Origin of the sequence: Bradyrhizobium sp. 35 (genome assembly GCF_023073215.1) — a bacterium.
GTDB classification, from domain to species: domain Bacteria; phylum Pseudomonadota; class Alphaproteobacteria; order Rhizobiales; family Xanthobacteraceae; genus Bradyrhizobium; species Bradyrhizobium canariense_D.
On record NZ_JADPJC010000005.1, the window covers coordinates 1 to 15460 of the forward strand.

The 15460-nt window shown below is 58.4% G+C and carries 12 protein-coding genes; 5 read left to right on the forward strand and 7 right to left on the reverse strand.

Translation table 11 applies throughout. The annotated features are described in order from the left end of the window. Positions 1–101: 101 nt before the first annotated feature. Positions 102–644, forward strand: a complete 543-nt coding sequence (locus IVB36_RS00255) for an autoinducer binding domain-containing protein (RefSeq protein ID WP_247390137.1) — start codon at positions 102–104, stop codon at positions 642–644. A 608-nt stretch (positions 645–1252) separates the two neighbouring features. Here IVB36_RS00255 and IVB36_RS00260 read toward each other — a convergent pair. From IVB36_RS00260 to IVB36_RS00290, 7 genes are all read right to left on the reverse strand, one after another. Beyond that, complete coding sequence (locus IVB36_RS00260) at positions 1253–1990, reverse strand: outer membrane beta-barrel protein (protein WP_247390139.1); 738 nt, start codon at positions 1988–1990, stop codon at positions 1253–1255. 1309 nt (positions 1991–3299) lie between these two features. Further along, positions 3300–3644 (reverse strand): hypothetical protein, encoded by a 345-nt coding sequence (locus IVB36_RS00265; protein WP_247390142.1) that lies wholly within the window; start codon positions 3642–3644, stop codon positions 3300–3302. Positions 3645–4199: 555 nt separating this feature from the next. After that, positions 4200–4475, reverse strand: coding sequence for a hypothetical protein (locus IVB36_RS00270; protein ID WP_026232955.1), 276 nt, complete (start codon positions 4473–4475; stop codon positions 4200–4202). A 330-nt stretch (positions 4476–4805) separates the two neighbouring features. Further along, a complete protein-coding gene (locus tag IVB36_RS00275) occupies positions 4806–5834 on the reverse strand; it encodes an LLM class flavin-dependent oxidoreductase (protein ID WP_247390144.1) in 1029 nt (342 codons plus the stop codon). 209 nt (positions 5835–6043) lie between these two features. After that, on the reverse strand, positions 6044–7120 hold the full coding sequence (gene hisC / locus IVB36_RS00280) for a histidinol-phosphate transaminase (protein WP_247390171.1): 1077 nt from the start codon (positions 7118–7120) through the stop codon (positions 6044–6046). Positions 7121–8468: 1348 nt separating this feature from the next. Then, positions 8469–9188, reverse strand: a complete 720-nt coding sequence (locus tag IVB36_RS00285; RefSeq protein WP_247390146.1) for a MerR family transcriptional regulator — start codon at positions 9186–9188, stop codon at positions 8469–8471. A gap of 1792 nt (positions 9189–10980) precedes the next feature. Continuing rightward, positions 10981–11925 carry a LysR family transcriptional regulator gene (locus IVB36_RS00290; protein WP_018455472.1) on the reverse strand — a complete coding sequence of 315 codons (945 nt, stop codon included), beginning with the start codon at positions 11923–11925 and terminating at the stop codon, positions 10981–10983. A gap of 442 nt (positions 11926–12367) precedes the next feature. Here IVB36_RS00290 and IVB36_RS00295 point away from each other — a divergent pair, with 442 nt between their 5' ends. The 4 genes from IVB36_RS00295 to nodC are packed head-to-tail and all read left to right on the forward strand — an operon-like array spanning position 12368 to position 15442. Next, positions 12368–12784: a response regulator gene (locus tag IVB36_RS00295; RefSeq protein WP_247390173.1), complete on the forward strand. Its 417-nt coding sequence runs from the start codon at positions 12368–12370 to the stop codon at positions 12782–12784. Beyond that, the gene (locus IVB36_RS00300) at positions 12781–13413 is read left to right on the forward strand and encodes a NodA family N-acyltransferase (protein ID WP_018455474.1); all 633 of its coding nucleotides are present in this window, start codon (positions 12781–12783) and stop codon (positions 13411–13413) included. Before IVB36_RS00295 ends, IVB36_RS00300 begins: the two co-directional genes overlap by 4 nt. Continuing rightward, a complete protein-coding gene (gene nodB / locus IVB36_RS00305) occupies positions 13410–14069 on the forward strand; it encodes a chitooligosaccharide deacetylase NodB (protein WP_247390148.1) in 660 nt (219 codons plus the stop codon). The genes IVB36_RS00300 and nodB overlap by 4 nt, the downstream gene beginning before the upstream one ends. Positions 14070–14083: 14 nt before the next feature. Then, positions 14084–15442, forward strand: coding sequence for a chitooligosaccharide synthase NodC (gene nodC, locus IVB36_RS00310; protein ID WP_018455476.1), 1359 nt, complete (start codon positions 14084–14086; stop codon positions 15440–15442). Positions 15443–15460: the final 18 nt, after the last annotated feature.

Here is a 15460-nt window from a genome sequence, read left to right on the forward strand (position 1 = left end):
CCGACCTGCTGCCCTTCAACTTCCCCAAAACCGCCGCTGCCTGAACGGGTCAGATGCCGCCCTCGATACGAAGGCCATCCGTCAAAAGCGCGGGCGTCATCGTGCGGAGAAAATCGCGCTTACGCTGCTCGAGCGAACAGGGCTTCAGTCAAGTCGCTTACGGGGCGCTGACGGACGCGGAGCCGACCCGCCGGCCAGAGTATCTGCCAGCCGCCGTGACGGTGAGCTTTCCTTCCGCGTGGCGCGAGCGCTATGCTGAACGCCGATACAATGCCATCGATCCTGTGGTTCGGTACGACGATGCAGTCGTCACCGTTTCTATGGGATCAACTCGCTCACAAGATCGATTGCAACCCGGCGAAGTGCGTGTGTTGAACGAGGCCAAAGAGGCGGGTCTGAAGCACGGCGTAACCGTACCACTGTTCGGACCATTTGGACGGCTATGCGTCGTATCCTTTGCATCCAGGTTCGACGATGTCGACCCTCAGTATCGCTTCAGTCGTCTCAACGCATTGGCTTGGCAGTTTCATCATGCATTTACAAAAATCGCGCCCTCATCGGAGGGCAAATGCCATATGAAAGTGGCCCTATCCGAACGAGAAAAGGATTGCCTCCGCTGGGTGGAAGAGGGGAAATCATCCTAGGAAATCGGAGTCATCCTGAGAGTCAGCGAGAATACGGTGAACTTTCACCTGAAGAACCGCGATGCGAAAGCTAGAGACGAACAGCCGTACCCATTGGCTTGCCAAGGCGATTCGCCCCGGTCTAATCTGACGTTTCGGCGCCGCTGCCCCGTACCGACCTATGTCGAAGTCACGAGCGATCGATCTGACCAGCGTGGCAACATGACAGCGAGGACACGTTCAGCCCAAGGTGCAGAAGATGCTGTCGCCGCGAATAGCTGACACGCCTGTCGTCTCGTCGTCTTCGGGGGCATAGATGCGTATCCCGCCGAGGGTTGGTCGAGTTTTCGAGGCGGGAGAGGTTCGTACGATCGCCTAAATCCGACGTGGACTGGCCATGACGGTAGACCATTCGGCGCATCGATGACGCGCGTGCGATCACAGTGATCTTCGCAAGCGTGCTTGGTTGTGGATGCCGATACCCATCAATATGGGAGCGGTTTTTGGGCCTGGATTGCGGCAAGCTAGTCGCCTGGGATAACGGTATTGCTTGATGCAGCAAGCCTGCCCTTGCAAAAACAAGCCCCGGCCATGGGCCGGGGCTTCCGATTCTTCGTTCGTACTGCTGATCAATATTTCAGAAGAAACGGGCCGCCGAACTTATAATTGAGCCGGGCAGTCAGAAGATCGAAATCCTGGCGGACGCGATCGGTTCCGCCTGCGGGCGCGGCGAAGTGCACCGCTCCGGGCTGCATGAATAGGTGGTCGTACTCGAGGCTGACCGACCAGCTCGGCGCGAAACCGTACTCAATCCCAGCTCCCAGCGCACCACCCCAAAGAATGTGGTCGCTCTTCCCAAGCTGCGCGCCCGTGAGGGTCGAGCTAATCTGATAGGTATTGCTCGTCACTGCGGCACCACCTTTGGCGTAAAATAATACGTTGTCTACGGCATAACCGATCTGCCCTGTTATCAGGCCGAACGCATCAATCTTGGTCCGGTTGATATCCGCAAACGCGACGCTGTCATTCGAGCCGGTCAAACCAGCCCAGTTCCCCTGGCCTTCAACACCAAGCACGATCTGGCCCGTCTGCCTTCGATACCCGATCTGGCCACCCACAGTACCGCCGGTCGCATCATGGCAGCCCTCAGGTGTGCCGCCATTGAAGTCCCAGCAATTCGCGCTTGAGCCCAAGCCGCCGTTCAAGCCGACGTAGTAGCCGCTCCAGTCATAGATCATAGCCGCAACAAGCTGCGGAGCTTTGCCATAGAGAGGCTGGACGGGCTGCGCAGCCAGATCCGCGCCGAATGCGGGCGCAATCGCGCCGAGCGCCACAATGCTTGCAGTCGCGAGCAACAAGTTCTTCATTTCTACTCTCATGTCTTGAGTGCCCCGAGCCTCGCGCGTCTTAACAACATCCGCACGGATAGCTGTAGCTGCACCGCAACATTTCGTCGGAAAGGAATGCTTGAACCGAACCCTGCGTCAGGTTGCGGCATTGCGGATCACGCTTCGCAATGCTCTTTCGCGTGCGAACCAGATTGCGTGGCGTCGGCGAAAAGCGAGCTGCTGATCTCAGCGGATGAAGCGCACCGCAACCCACACGAGGCCCAGCCACACCGCAACCGAAAAGAGCAAAGCGCCTTGCAACGCCCTTGCTCTTATCCTGTGACGCCACCGAAGGAGCTGCGATGAGCAACCGGTGAAGCGCCGACCCCGTATAACAGATATCACGTCATCGTAATCTGCGAACCGGAAGTGAGAGCGATGCTTTCGAATATACGCCAGCCGCTCAGTGGGCGAGAGGCACTGCGCCCACACCTCCGATGCCTCATGATCAAAACACGCGCTATTCTCCAGGACCTCGGCGAGGCGCTCGTCAGGTTTCATGATGCATCCGCTGTAGTGACTATCGCGGATCGAGTTCTAGGAGGAGAGCCTAACCTTGGAAACCTCTCGGTTTAGGTAGGCGAGTTGAGAGATTTCAATTCGGCGGTCAATGCGGCGCTGATCCTGCGCGAGATGAAAGTCGAAGTCGTGCGGTGGCTCTGGATCAGCCTTCTGGCCCAGTGCAGATGGACACGGGCATTGAACCGGCGTAGATGCCGCAGGAGAGTGAAAGGTGCTCCTTGTCGATGGTGTGCACTAGCGCTTGTTAGAATTCGGTCCGGCAATGGCTTCCGCGCATGCTAAGATCACACAAACGTACGTTGCAAGGTCCAGGGCCGGTCGCGAATACACGGCTGCCGATCCGATCATCCGTGAACGGCCGGCTCGCCGTCGTCACCGTCAGTGTCTCGGGTCAAATCGGCCAGCAGTCGTACCTTGCACCGCGTTGTTGGGACTGACTGCACGCGCGTGCCCTCCACGCCGCCTCCCGATTTTGTGCTCGACGAACTGACGGCGCCCGGCGTTCGCCCTCTTGTGGCAGATCGGCAATTGCCTTGCTTGAGCAAGGCCGAATGCCGCATTAGGAACCACGGCGTGCGGGAACTCGGAGCGGCGGCGGAGCAGAACTGCCGGAAGCCCTGGCTTGCGAGAGACCTCAGGCAGGCGGCAAGCGCACGCCGGTCCCTCGTTGAAGCAGGGCACGACGACATCCACGCTGGGCAAAGCACCGGTCTTGACCGGGTCGTACGGCGGCAGTGAGGCGCCGATCGCTGGAGCGGGTCCTGCATCAACGCGTCTTGAGATGAGCGCTGCAGATACCAACTTCGTTGAAGGGATCCTCAGCGCGGCGCGGTTCACTGGTCATGAACATCTTCATTGCAAAGTCGAGCGACCGGTATGCTCGATCGCGGGCCGCCTGCGGCAAATCAGGAGTTGCGTCAATCGCAGCGCGCGCGTCGCTCATAATCTTATCTTTTGCGGAAAGAAGCTTTGCATCTAGGATTACATGAAGCGTCTCTCGAACTTCAGGTGAGATCGCGCTATCGCCATCAATCAATTCTCGAAATTTCCAAAATATACGCTCGACTGCTACCGTCGACCCGAGAACTGACATTAGCCTTGGTGACATCATTGGCCATCTCCTTCTCCAGCCTGAATCTCGGACTATCCCAGCGAAATTAGACCTGTCCGCGTCTCGCACCGGCGCGCGAGGCGACCCTGAACAGGCGAATGACTGGGATACATGTCGGCTGCTACACCCCAGCCCGCGTGAGACGGACGTTCAAGATATGCTTAGCGGAACTCGCAAGGTGCGATCTGCGAGCAAGGCACTTCTCTTTCCTGCGCTCCAAGCCGTAACTCGGTAGCGTGCGGTGGCTCACGTGCAAAACGGAGGGTATGCGCCGCTTCCCATTTGCCACAATACATGCAGCGGCATCGGAGTTGGACTTCTGCCACGCGCGCGTTTTGTGATTGCCTGGGTGCATCGACATCGAGCCTGCCGATCCCGCGACGGTGTGTTGGTCGTGCGCCACGTTGACCTCGATCATCTCTTGATTCTCCATTGGTCATCGGGTCGAGCGCAGAAAGGGCGGCAACTTAAACGCGCAGATCATTTTCACGTGCTGGATTCCGTATCTCGGATTGGTTCGTTTCGGCTACCATAACTGTCCTCGCCACTGCACGGCTATGCTGTGCAAACCGTGCATTTCACCCACCAGCGGCCACCGCGCTTCTCCGCGCGCAGCTTGCCGCGGCGGATCCGAGAGAGCACCCCTTCGGGGCTTATGTGGTTCATCGCTGCGTATCGCTGAACAGTGAGGTAGTCCTCATGCAGAGGCGGAGGGGTGCTAATTCCGTGCGCAGCCAGCAGAATGCGCAGCGAAGCCAACTCCGCCAGCACGATCTCGAGCTTACGCGCGATCTCGTCCATCTGGTCGAAGCGCTGCGGGGACCGCGTCACGACAGGCCCGCCCGTGCGATAAGCCACATCTTGGATTCGTGTGAAATGCGATCGACGAACTGGCGCGCCAAAGCGGGATGAGCGTGAGCCAACTCACCTGGCCAAGCAAACCACTGCGCGGGCAATATCAACACATGCAAAATGGGAGACGCGGCATTTATTGCCGTCGAGACTACACCTTGGTGATGTAGTCGAAAGGGTCTCATGCGCGTAAGAGCCACTTGAGCCATAAGAGCGGCCTGACAAATGCATCCGGCTGCGGTGCTCATGGGCCTCGGTGTTGCCATTTATTGCATGGTCAAGGGCGAACTGCTTGGAATCGGCTCACCATCAGTGCTCCGCCGCCATGAGCTCGGAGTGAATCGCAGTTGCTGTGTTGAGGCAGGCATCCAGTGACAGAGATCCAAAGGCGAGCTGACAAAGGAGATAGTTGGCGCCTGCCTCTTCCACGTGATCGAGAAGAGTTTGGCGCACCGAAGCGCGGGATCCGACAACGCACAGTTCACTCTCAATTGCGGCATCCAAGGTTAGGGGCAGGTTGGATGGAGGCGGGATGTCATTGAGGTCGTACAAGAACTTAAAGCTCTTGAGCCAAGTTTCGTAGGCTGGCGCGGCGAGGGAGCGGGCGGCTGCTTCAGAGCTGGCAATTACGACCATGCGGAGTAATGCGAGAAATGGTGCTGAACCGTTGGTGTCATACTTCGCGTTTCCATGAGCGCGATAGCGATCTGTTACTTTGCGAACGGCAGAAGAGGGTCCCATGCACGCCAGATTAGCGCCATTCGCCGCCGCCCAATGCGCGGACTCTGGCCGATTTGTAGCAATCCATGTCGGGGGACAAGGACGCTGGTGAGGTGAAAGCGTCAAAGGAACGTCGCTCAGCGCAAAATGTTGCCCTTTGTACGAGAGCGGGCCGCCATTCATCGCGTTAACGAAGATTTGGGAAGCTTCCTCGTAACGGCTAGAGGCAACGTCGGCTCCAACCCCAAAATAGCTCAGTTCGATCGGGAGGGAGCCGCGACCAAGGCCGACCTCGACTCTGCCGCTGCTCAGGTGATCCAACATGCAGATCTCCTCGAATGCCCGCAACGGGTGGTAGAGGTTGAGCAGCATGACCAACGGACCAACGCGAAGTCGCCGTGTGCGTTGTATGACGCTTGACAGAAACAAGTTCGGCGATGGACCGCGTCCATGGGGGGTGCAATGATGCTCTGCCAGATGATAGGCATAGAAACCGAGCCGGTCGTAGGCCTCCGCCAGCGCGAGGCGGTCCGCGTATTGCCTGGCGATATCGGGACCGTCCTCGTCAAGATGATCAAAAATGCCGCAGGTCAGGTTTGAGGGAAGAGCGTTTCTCACTCAGTTATCTCCTATAGAGAGGACCGGAGTCCGCTAGGTTTTTGGGGTTCAAGAAGCGCTCGCTGGCGTGCATATGCCGCGAAGCCGTTCTCAGCAGCTCGCAATGCGTCGACCGGACAATGACTGACTGAGGCCGGTCGCGAAGCTGCATCATGTGTGGGTCCTGTTCGATGACGAACGGGGATCTGTGACCTGAGTGGAAGGGTTCACTAGCCACGGCATCCCACTTTCTTAAGAATGCTGCCGACAACCGCAAGAAACGCATCCATCTGGCGCTTTGTACCGATGCTAACCCGAATGCACTCTTCCAGGCCGGGATCCGGAAAGAAGGCAACGAGGACGCTCTGGTCTTGCAATGCCGCCTGCCACCATCTGCCACCCTGGCCTACCGGCACACGGGCGAGGAGGAAGTTCGCGTGGGAAGGCGTTACGGAGAACCCAAATTCCGAGAGGGCGGCCGCTACGCGCTGACGCTCAGACCTGACGTGGCGATGGTTCTCCTCGTAGGCGTCGCGATGCGCAAGGACGCTCATGCCTACGGCATGAGCGACCACATTCATATTAAAAACATTCTGGATGTTGCGAAGCCGCCCAATCAGCTCGGGATGGCCGAAACCGAAGCCGACGCGAATGCCAGCGGCGGAATGACTCTTGGAAAGCGTGCGCAGGACCAGAAGATTCGAATGGCGCTCAATGAGGCGTAGGCCGTCCTCAGGTGCGAAATCGACATAAGCTTCGTCCAATACGATCAATCGGTCAGACCGTGTAACGAGGCGCTCGATCTCAGCGACCGGAACGAAGGTTCCGGTCGGATTGTTCGGATTGGCCAGCAGAATGAACTTGGCATGTTTAGCCGGACCGAAAAGCAGCTCGTCCATCGGCAAGCAGTCGGGTTCAGACCAGGGAATTTCAATGAACCGGGCCCCTTGCAACATCGCAAGCTTGCGATTGAATGAGAAGCCGGGCGACATCATTGCGACGCCGTCGCCCGGGGCAAGAAAGGCTCTGTAAATGAGACTGAGGAGTTCAGACGATCCATTGCCGGCCATCACACGATCAGTGGCAATCCCATAGGCCGCTGCGGCCGCTTGTCTCAAGCTGACATTGTCGTCTTCTGGATAGCGGTATTGCACCTCAAGAGCTGCAATCGCGCTTCGCATCACGATGGCTGGCAAGGGAAATGGGTTCTCATTCGTGTTCAGTTTCACGCAAGCATTGTCCGCGGTGGGCCGCCCGGACGGCAGAGCATCCAATTCGCGAGCCACCGGCGAGAGCGAGGAAAGCATAGTTTGCAGTTTTGCATCCAATTTGGTGTTCTTCCTTTTGTCGGCGAGGGCAGTTGATGGCCTTCATCGAGCCTACGTGATGCGCGCGCTGTGTTCGGAGCCGGGAAGCGCAAGGCGTGCTCAAATGTGAGGGGTGGGGTGCATAGGCGGGCTCAGATCTAAGCGCCGCACCGGATCCGAGCCCGTCTCAAAGCCCGCGGCGATCAGCACGGATCGGATCAGGCGGGCGCACGGCGTTATCCCGGCGAATACCTGTTTCAAGAGGGGAGGAAACGCCACGTCCACTCGGCCGAACAACGCTGCTAACGTGGCTTGAACTCGCATAATCCGCAGACAGACTGCGCACGCCTGACATGTTGCCACAAACGTTCCTTCTAAAGAGGTCCTCGCAGCTCACTCCCGAGAGCGAGGTGCGCATCAGTGTCACTAGGTGGAAGAAGCCACCGATGTTCGTCGGCCTTACGATTGTGGAAGTGATGCTCATTCCAGTGGTACCAGACGAATGGGAACGTACTCTTCGGGCGGCCGTTCGGGCGCGCACGACAGCTCTGATAGCATTGCCGCGAGGGCGAGAAATGCCGCGAGTGCGGCGACTGCGACGCACGTGACCAGCGCGTAATCGCGAGGCCTAGAATGGTTCATCATTCAACGCTCCGTGCGGTGTTGGTGCGGGCGGTCAGGTCTGCGCGACCCCTTCGACGGATTATCGGGCCAGCGGTAATCGATGGACCCAGGGGCGGCATTGTCTCCCTTGGAGTCGAATCGAACCGTGGCAATGGCCCTTTCGATTGAGCCCGAGGTTCGGCCGCAGCAACCCGCGTGGCATCGACGGTGCCCGCCGTCTGACCGAGCCTGCCCATGCTTGAACTGGGGCATAAGTGTAGCCTGCAACCTGCGGCAGATTGGCTTGAAGCCTTGAGCTTGGCGACATCGGCTGCCCCTGCAGCATTCTTCGTCGAGTGCGGCATGGAGCTAAAGAGCGTGCCGTTTGCGGAGTCGCCGGCAATGGCCAAAGACGTTCATCCACCGAATTGCCCTCGCCCAGCGCTCTCACCGGGAACTTCCAAAAGTGGTGCAGATCATTGGAGTCTCCATCGGCCTAGCCGGCGCTCTGTCCGTCGCCCCGCCGCTGCGTCGATACTTTTAGAAGGTACAATTTGACGCTACGTACGGATCAAGTACTTCGAAGCGTGCTCGTCGAGCTTGGCAGAGCGAAGTCCCCAAGAGTGCCGACAACGCACATTCGCAGGCGAATTGCTACGGGCCAACGATCCTCAGTCAGACAAGGATCAGCATCAGCTCATTCAGTAGAGACATTTGAGCAACCGAGTCCGGGCAGCCGGGTGCGTCAACTCTCTCCGAGCTGGCTCTCCAGCGCGGCGAGGGCGAGATCCAGGTATCGCATGAGGCTCGCATCCCAACCGGCGAGATTGTGTGGTTCAGTCAATCGCGTCAGCACCTTCAGTATCATCGAGACAGTCGAATCAACTCCTGCGATCTCAGTCAGCAGCGAACGGGCCTGACGCGCGACCGCATTTGGTCGCTCACTGCATGGTGGCTCGCCCCGATCCATGCAGCTTCGTAGCTCATCCCGAATCTTGCGCCACCGATCTTCGCGGCTAGCGTTAGAGGCGCATGTGCAGATGGCCGAGGGGGCGCGTTCCTGAATCCGCGACATTGCATCTAACGTGGCCGGCAGCTCGTCGACACTAACTTCTGTCTCACCTTGCGTCGTCATATTGCGCAATCGATCCCGTAATAATGTCGCCCGCGCGACTTGAATTTCAATTCGCTCGAGATGGTTGCGCAATAGGTCCGTGAGAGACGACCGTCCCTCGATGGCTTTGCGGATCTCAGGAAGCGAGAAGCCGAGCTCACGTAGCGCCCGTATCTGACAGACGCGTTGTAGGCTTTCACGATCGTACATGCGGTGACCGCCACCGGTACGTTCCGCGACCGTCAACAACCCCGTATGTTCGTAATGATGCAGAGTGCGTACCGTTACGCCGGTCGCCTCTGCAAGTTCTCCAATGCGCCATCGGCGCCGTCGTGGTGTGGCTTTTGTCATGGTCCTCAATTTGCAAGCCTACAACCTGACGTCACGTGAGAATCAAGCGATTTCAATGATCTAGATGATGGTGTCTTGCTGCGAACCCCAGGAGCACTGACGCATGCTGTTAATCAATCAGCCGAGACAAGTGCAAGCATCAAGTTCGCCAGCGACGCCAATTCGTCCCTCGCTGCGCGTTGGATCACAAGTCTGGCGATCGCTACGCGATTCTCGCCGGTTCGCATGCATGTCGGTAAAGACGCGATTGCTCGATCAAAAAGAATTCCCAAGCTCGCGAGATCCTCCGGGTCGTAGACTCCGCTCGGCTTCTCCAACAGTAAGCTCCTTTCATTGCGGCACCTTCGCTGCACGTGGGGAAGCCGTTTGGCTGTGGTAGGGCAAAAAGAAGACGGAGCGGCGACGTGCGCGAAAGAATGTGACAGGTGCGTTCGTGTGGTGCCGTTGTGCAACACGGCGTTTGCTTCCCTTTTGTCCAACACTGCCTGACCGAAACTGTGCAATTTCCGCTGGATGCTGGCACAGCAGCGGCCATTTGCTGTCTGATCGCCACACGAAACGAAAGCAGGTACATGCCACCCCGCTTGCTCTTGAGACACAGCTTCACGAACGGCTGCCCAGACAAAGTACTGATCTGATCAGATGGGTGGCGCGGCCGCCCGCTCGGCACCTAGCAGCGTTTTCGACGCGCTGCTAGTCTGTTGATGGCTTTGTAGCCGCGAAGGCGTTGTTCGCGCATGGCAACGTCGGGTTTTGGAATGCAACAAGATGATGGCTGCTCTTCAACGGCGCAAGTCTGCGACGCAAAGCGCCAGTATAATGAGAGAAGGCGGGCCGCAAAACCATTTCCGGCATGTATCTCAACGCGAGCGCACCTCGCGCGGTTGGCGAAACGTTACTCGCGATTGAGGACGGAGCCTCGAAGGATCGCTCCGATATCCGTCGGACGTGGAGGCACACTCAAAACGGGCAACACGCCCCCGGCGCCGCGCGGGCGCGCCGGGAAACAACGACGTGCCATAGCTCCTACAGCAATAACTCGCATATCCAGACGTGAGCCGGATCACTGTTGCGCAGCACAGTCCCTTGCTCGTCCAGAAGCTCACTCACTTTCATTCTCGAACAGCATCGCTTTGGTGTGCGAGCGCTGGACATAGATGCTTTGGGTAAGATTGGCAAATCATGTTACCGCACCGAAGTAGCTCTTCGAAGTCAGCGGTGACGGGCCGCAACTCGGGACTAACGGCGGCAGCATCCCGCGCGCGACGCGCCACGACACTCTCGAATAACACCACTGTCGCGATCCGAAAGGATGACCTGCACCCACCGATCCGATGTGGTGCTTTGGCATTGCTGCTGCGATCACCGGGAGAGTAGACGGCAAGGAGAATGCCCACCGGCAGGTTAAGAGCGGTGTGGGTGCCTGCCAGTGTCCACGTTTGCAGCCTCGATCGCAGGTCTTAGTCTACAACCTGACGCGGTGTACGATTCGAGGGATTTTAGTGCCAAGGCCTGATTTCGTTCATCTGACTGGCCGGACCATTTCGCGAGCTCTGAGCCTCAGCTCATGTAGAACAGTGCGATGCAGCCGTCGTGTCAGGCAAGTCAGGCGGAGCGCCGCCGAACGAGCTGTATGAAGCGCAAGATCGTCACGCCAGCGCGAGATCAAGAGCGCGGCCGACCCGATCAAACTACGCTCAAACGCGCCAATCCGAACACCAGCGAGGACCGGAGCCTCGAGCCTGGCGTAGATCTGGTTAACCGAGATTAGATCGCAAACGGCCGAACAATGCTAGAACGGGCCGTGACATTGGTTGGTCTCGGACGGAGAGACCATCATGGATGCCTCTTGCAAGAACATGTTGCGCATCCAAATGCTTGCAGGATCAGTATTATGAATGGCCGGCCACTGGACGGCCTCGGTGAATGTGAGAAGTCGCAGCGGAGGTTCGATGACCCGCAGGGGCATCGTGTCTGCGAAATGGCTGACCAGTCTTGAGGGCATACTCGCTATACGGTTGGTGCCCAATAACATAGGCGGAATCATACCAAAACCCTGCACTGCGACCTCGGTGCGTATCTTGAAACCATGCTCGAGCAAGAGCCATTCGTGAAAGGAGGGCCTCAGGGAGCCCCCGAACCGGGCTTCCACGTGCCCGATCGACATGTACTTCTCGAACGTAAGCCGCGGCGCCAGCTGCTTGTTCATGGGGCAGCCCACGCAAACGAACGTGTCCTCGAACAGTGCCGCCTTGGGATGCGCACTCGACATGAACATCTCCGGATACATGAGAAAATCGACTTCACCGCGCCGGAGAAGTTCATCGGGTTCCTCTAAGGGCGGCAGCAACTCGAAATTGATCGTCGGAGCTTCCCGCGCGACGCGGTCCACGATTCTTCGAAGAAACACGACAGTCATGAAGTCGGACAGGATGATCCTGAATCGCCGATTCGATTGAGACGGAGTGAAGCCCTCCGGAGAAATGATGGAGAGCTGAATGTGAGCGAGAGCCTCGCGAATTGGGGCTGCGAGCGCTTGAGCCCGCGGCGTTGGGACAAGCTTCCGACCCCTCATCGTGAATAGCTCATCGCGAAAGTAAGTGCGAAGCCGCGCGACGGCAGCACTCATGGCAGGTTGACTGAGGTTGATGCTTCTTGCCGCCGCAGTGAGATTGCCTTGCGTCACCAGGGCGTCGAACGCGACGAGGAGATTCAGATCGAGGCCCTTGAAACGCATAATCTTGAGTGATCCACCGTATGAATGTGTTCTATCGATACAATCGATTTTACCATTTGTACCGACTGAGGATAGCAAAGGATAGTTTAGCGAGATGCCAGATCTATCAGAATGGTTACAAATCGTAGCGCGTCTCAGCCCAGCGCCAAGGATCGATCAAGACATCTGGACCGTGCGGTCGCAGTTTCGCGCGTGTTGCGCAAGTCCTATCTCGGCGAGCTAGCACGGTGGCGATCCGCAAATGTGCGTGGGCGTATAGGACGAGCAAACCATCGTATGGCTTCGCCAACCCATTCTATACCGGCCGTGTACCGCTGTAGAATTGAGCGAACGCTTAACCTGACCGTAGATTTCCCTCCAGTTGGACCCCTTCGGTTGCGGGTGCCAAATGTGTTTTGGTCGCATCCGATTGCGTCCTTGCTGCGGAGAAATCGTGCCGAACATGCAAGCGAAGCCGTCCTTGGTGAATCTGATGCGAGTTGCGCACACGCTCGACGTCGTATCCATTGTGAATGCCGATCGGTCAGTGCGTGAAGGTCTGACAGATATGGTTTTTTCGGCGGGTTACGTACCCGAACCCTTCGAGAGCGCAGACGAGTTCTTGAAATCGGGCCGCCGTTTGATCACGTCGTGCTTGATCGCGGACATGCAGTCGAGCGTGATGAGTGGCTTTGAGCTTTTCCATCATCTGGCTGCATCCGGACGCGCGATTCCCACCGTTCTGCTCACAGACAGCTTCGAAAACGATATGAGGCGAGTCCTGCAAACTGGACTCCAGTTTTTGAGCAAGCCTTTCGAGCGTAGCGAACTGCTGGCGTGCGTCAGGAGCCAGATAATGAATAGGAATTACTCTCTATGAAAATGATCGCGCCCGGATCCACACGAGGTGCTTCGGCGCGCCCTCCAGTTCGTTGGAGGCTGTGCTGGGAGAATGAGCTTCAACTTGCTGACCATATTGAGTTGTCCGACTTCTTCCGGAAGACCTATGGTCCGACCGGGGCATTCAATGCAAAGCCCTTTGAAGGTCATCGAAGCTGGGCCGGCGCAAGGCCTGAGATTCGCGCAATCGGCTACGATGATCGTGGTGTTGCGATTCACATCGGCGCACTGCGCCGCTTCATAAAAGTGGGTGAGGTCGATCTGCTTGTGGCTGAACTCGGATTGTACGGGGTGCGCCCGGATCTCGAGGGGCTCGGCATCAGCCACTCCATCCGCGTGATGTATCCCGTATTGCGAGATCTTGGGGTGCCGTTCGGTTTTGGCACGGTCCGATCTGCCCTGCAGAAACATATTACCAGGCTGCTCGGGCGACAGGGATTAGCGACTGTTCTGCCAGGGCTCCGTGTTCGGTCCGCTCGTCCGGATATCTATCTCACTGTGCCTCCGACGCGCGTGGAGGACGTGGTCGGCCTCGTTCTGCCGATTGCGAGGCCAATGAGCGAATGGCCGGCCGGTGAGATGATTGAACGGAACGGGCCAGAACTGTGACGTCTGCAGACAACGAGACTGAAGCGCGGAGCGACTGCGCCGACTCGGGCGGAGAGCGCTGTGTCTATCTGACGTTTGATGATGGTCCCAACCCGCATTGCACGCCGGCTATCCTGGATGTGCTGGCGCAGCATCGGGCCCCCGCCACTTTCTGCGTGATCGGTGCATATGCAGCGGGCCAGCCGGAGCTGATCCAGCGCATCATTGCAGAAGGCCACGAACTCGCAAACCACACAATGACGCACCCGGATTTATCCAAATGCATGCCGGATGAGGTGGAATACGAGATCCTAACGACGAACAAGGTCATCGGAATGGCCTGCCCGCGAGCCTCTGTGCGGCACATGCGTGCGCCGTATGGGACTTGGACCAAGGAGGCCCTCGCCGTGTCGGCGACGGCCGAACTGGCAGCCCTGCACTGGTCAGTGGACCCGCAAGACTGGTCTCGTCCTGGCGGCGAGGCGATTGTTGCCGCGGTGCTGGCCTCGGTCCGGCCGGGAGCAATCGTGCTCCTGCACGACGGGTGCCCTCCCGACGAGTTGAAACGCTGCCCTCACTCTAGTCGGCGCGACCAGACCGTGACGGCGCTCGCCCAGCTCATTCCAGCACTGCATGACCTTGGATTTGCAATCCGGTCGCTTCCTCAAACTCACTGAATAGATCAAATCACATGAGCCTGCTTGCCACCATCAGCACCGCTGCTGTTGCCTCCTACGCGTTGCTCTCCAGCGTCCATAAGACCGCGCAGGCGCTTTATGCGCTGCGAACCGACGCCTCACTGCCGCCGTACGACCTCGTCGAGAGCGCAGCTCTGCCCAGCGTGGATATCATCGTGCCCTGCTTTAACGAGGATCCGCGCACGCTGGCGGCCTGCCTGAAATCTCTCGCAAGCCAGGATTACCCAGGGCGATTGCAGGTGTATGTGGTCGATGACGGCTCTGCAAATGTCGCTGCAGTGGCCCCGGTCCATGGGAGCTACGCGTATGACCCGAGGTTCACCGTCATTCTGCTGCCAAGTAACGTTGGAAAGCGTAAGGCGCAGATCGCAGCGATACGCCGGTCGTTCGGCGATCTCGTGCTCAACGTCGATTCCGATACGGAAATCGCCAGCGACGTGGTCAGCAAACTCGTACGCAAGATGCAGGATCCAGCCGTCGGCGCGGCCATGGGGCAATTGATGGCCAGCAACCGGAACGACAGCTGGCTGACCCGATTGATCGACATGGAGTACTGGTTGGCTTGCAACGAGGAGCGCGCGGCTCAGACGCGCTTTGGTGCCGTCATGTGCTGCTGCGGGCCGTGTGCCATGTACCGCCGCTCCGCGCTGCTGTTGCTGCTGGACCAGTACGAGACGCAGTTCTTCCGAGGAAAGCCGAGCGACTTCGGTGAGGACCGCCATCTGACGATCCTCATGCTCAAGGCAGGGTTTCGAACCGAGTACGTTCCGGACGCCATCGCCGCCACGGTGGTCCCGGACAGGCTCTTGCCCTATCTGCGGCAACAGCTCCGCTGGGCGCGGAGCACTTACCGCGATACGCTGCTGGGTTTGCACCTGTTGCCCGGCCTGGACCGGTACCTTACGCTCGACGTGCTCGGACAGAACCTCGGGCCGCTGCTGCTCGCCATCTCATCGATTGCCGCGCTCGCTCAGCTCGCGCTCACCGGCACCGTGCCCTGGTGGACCGGTCTGACCATCGTCGCGATGACCATGGTTCGATGCAGCGTGGCGGCCCTTCGTGCCGGCGAGCTTCGATTTATCGGCTTCTCGCTGCACACGCCTATCAACATCTTCCTCCTGCTCCCGATGAAAGCCTATGCGCTCTGTACCTTGAGCAACAGCGACTGGCTCTCGCGCAAAGTAGCGAAATCATCAGACGTCGATGAGTCGAAGGCCTCGATCGAAGACGCGACAAATGGACCAAGCCTTAACCCGGGATCGGAAGCGCCAGGCTCAATTCGCGGGGCAGGTCTTTCGCGCGCTTCCTCGCAGCTGATCGCGTCTGATGGCATTGCCGCCGCGACTGACTGACAGCTTTGTAGGGGATTT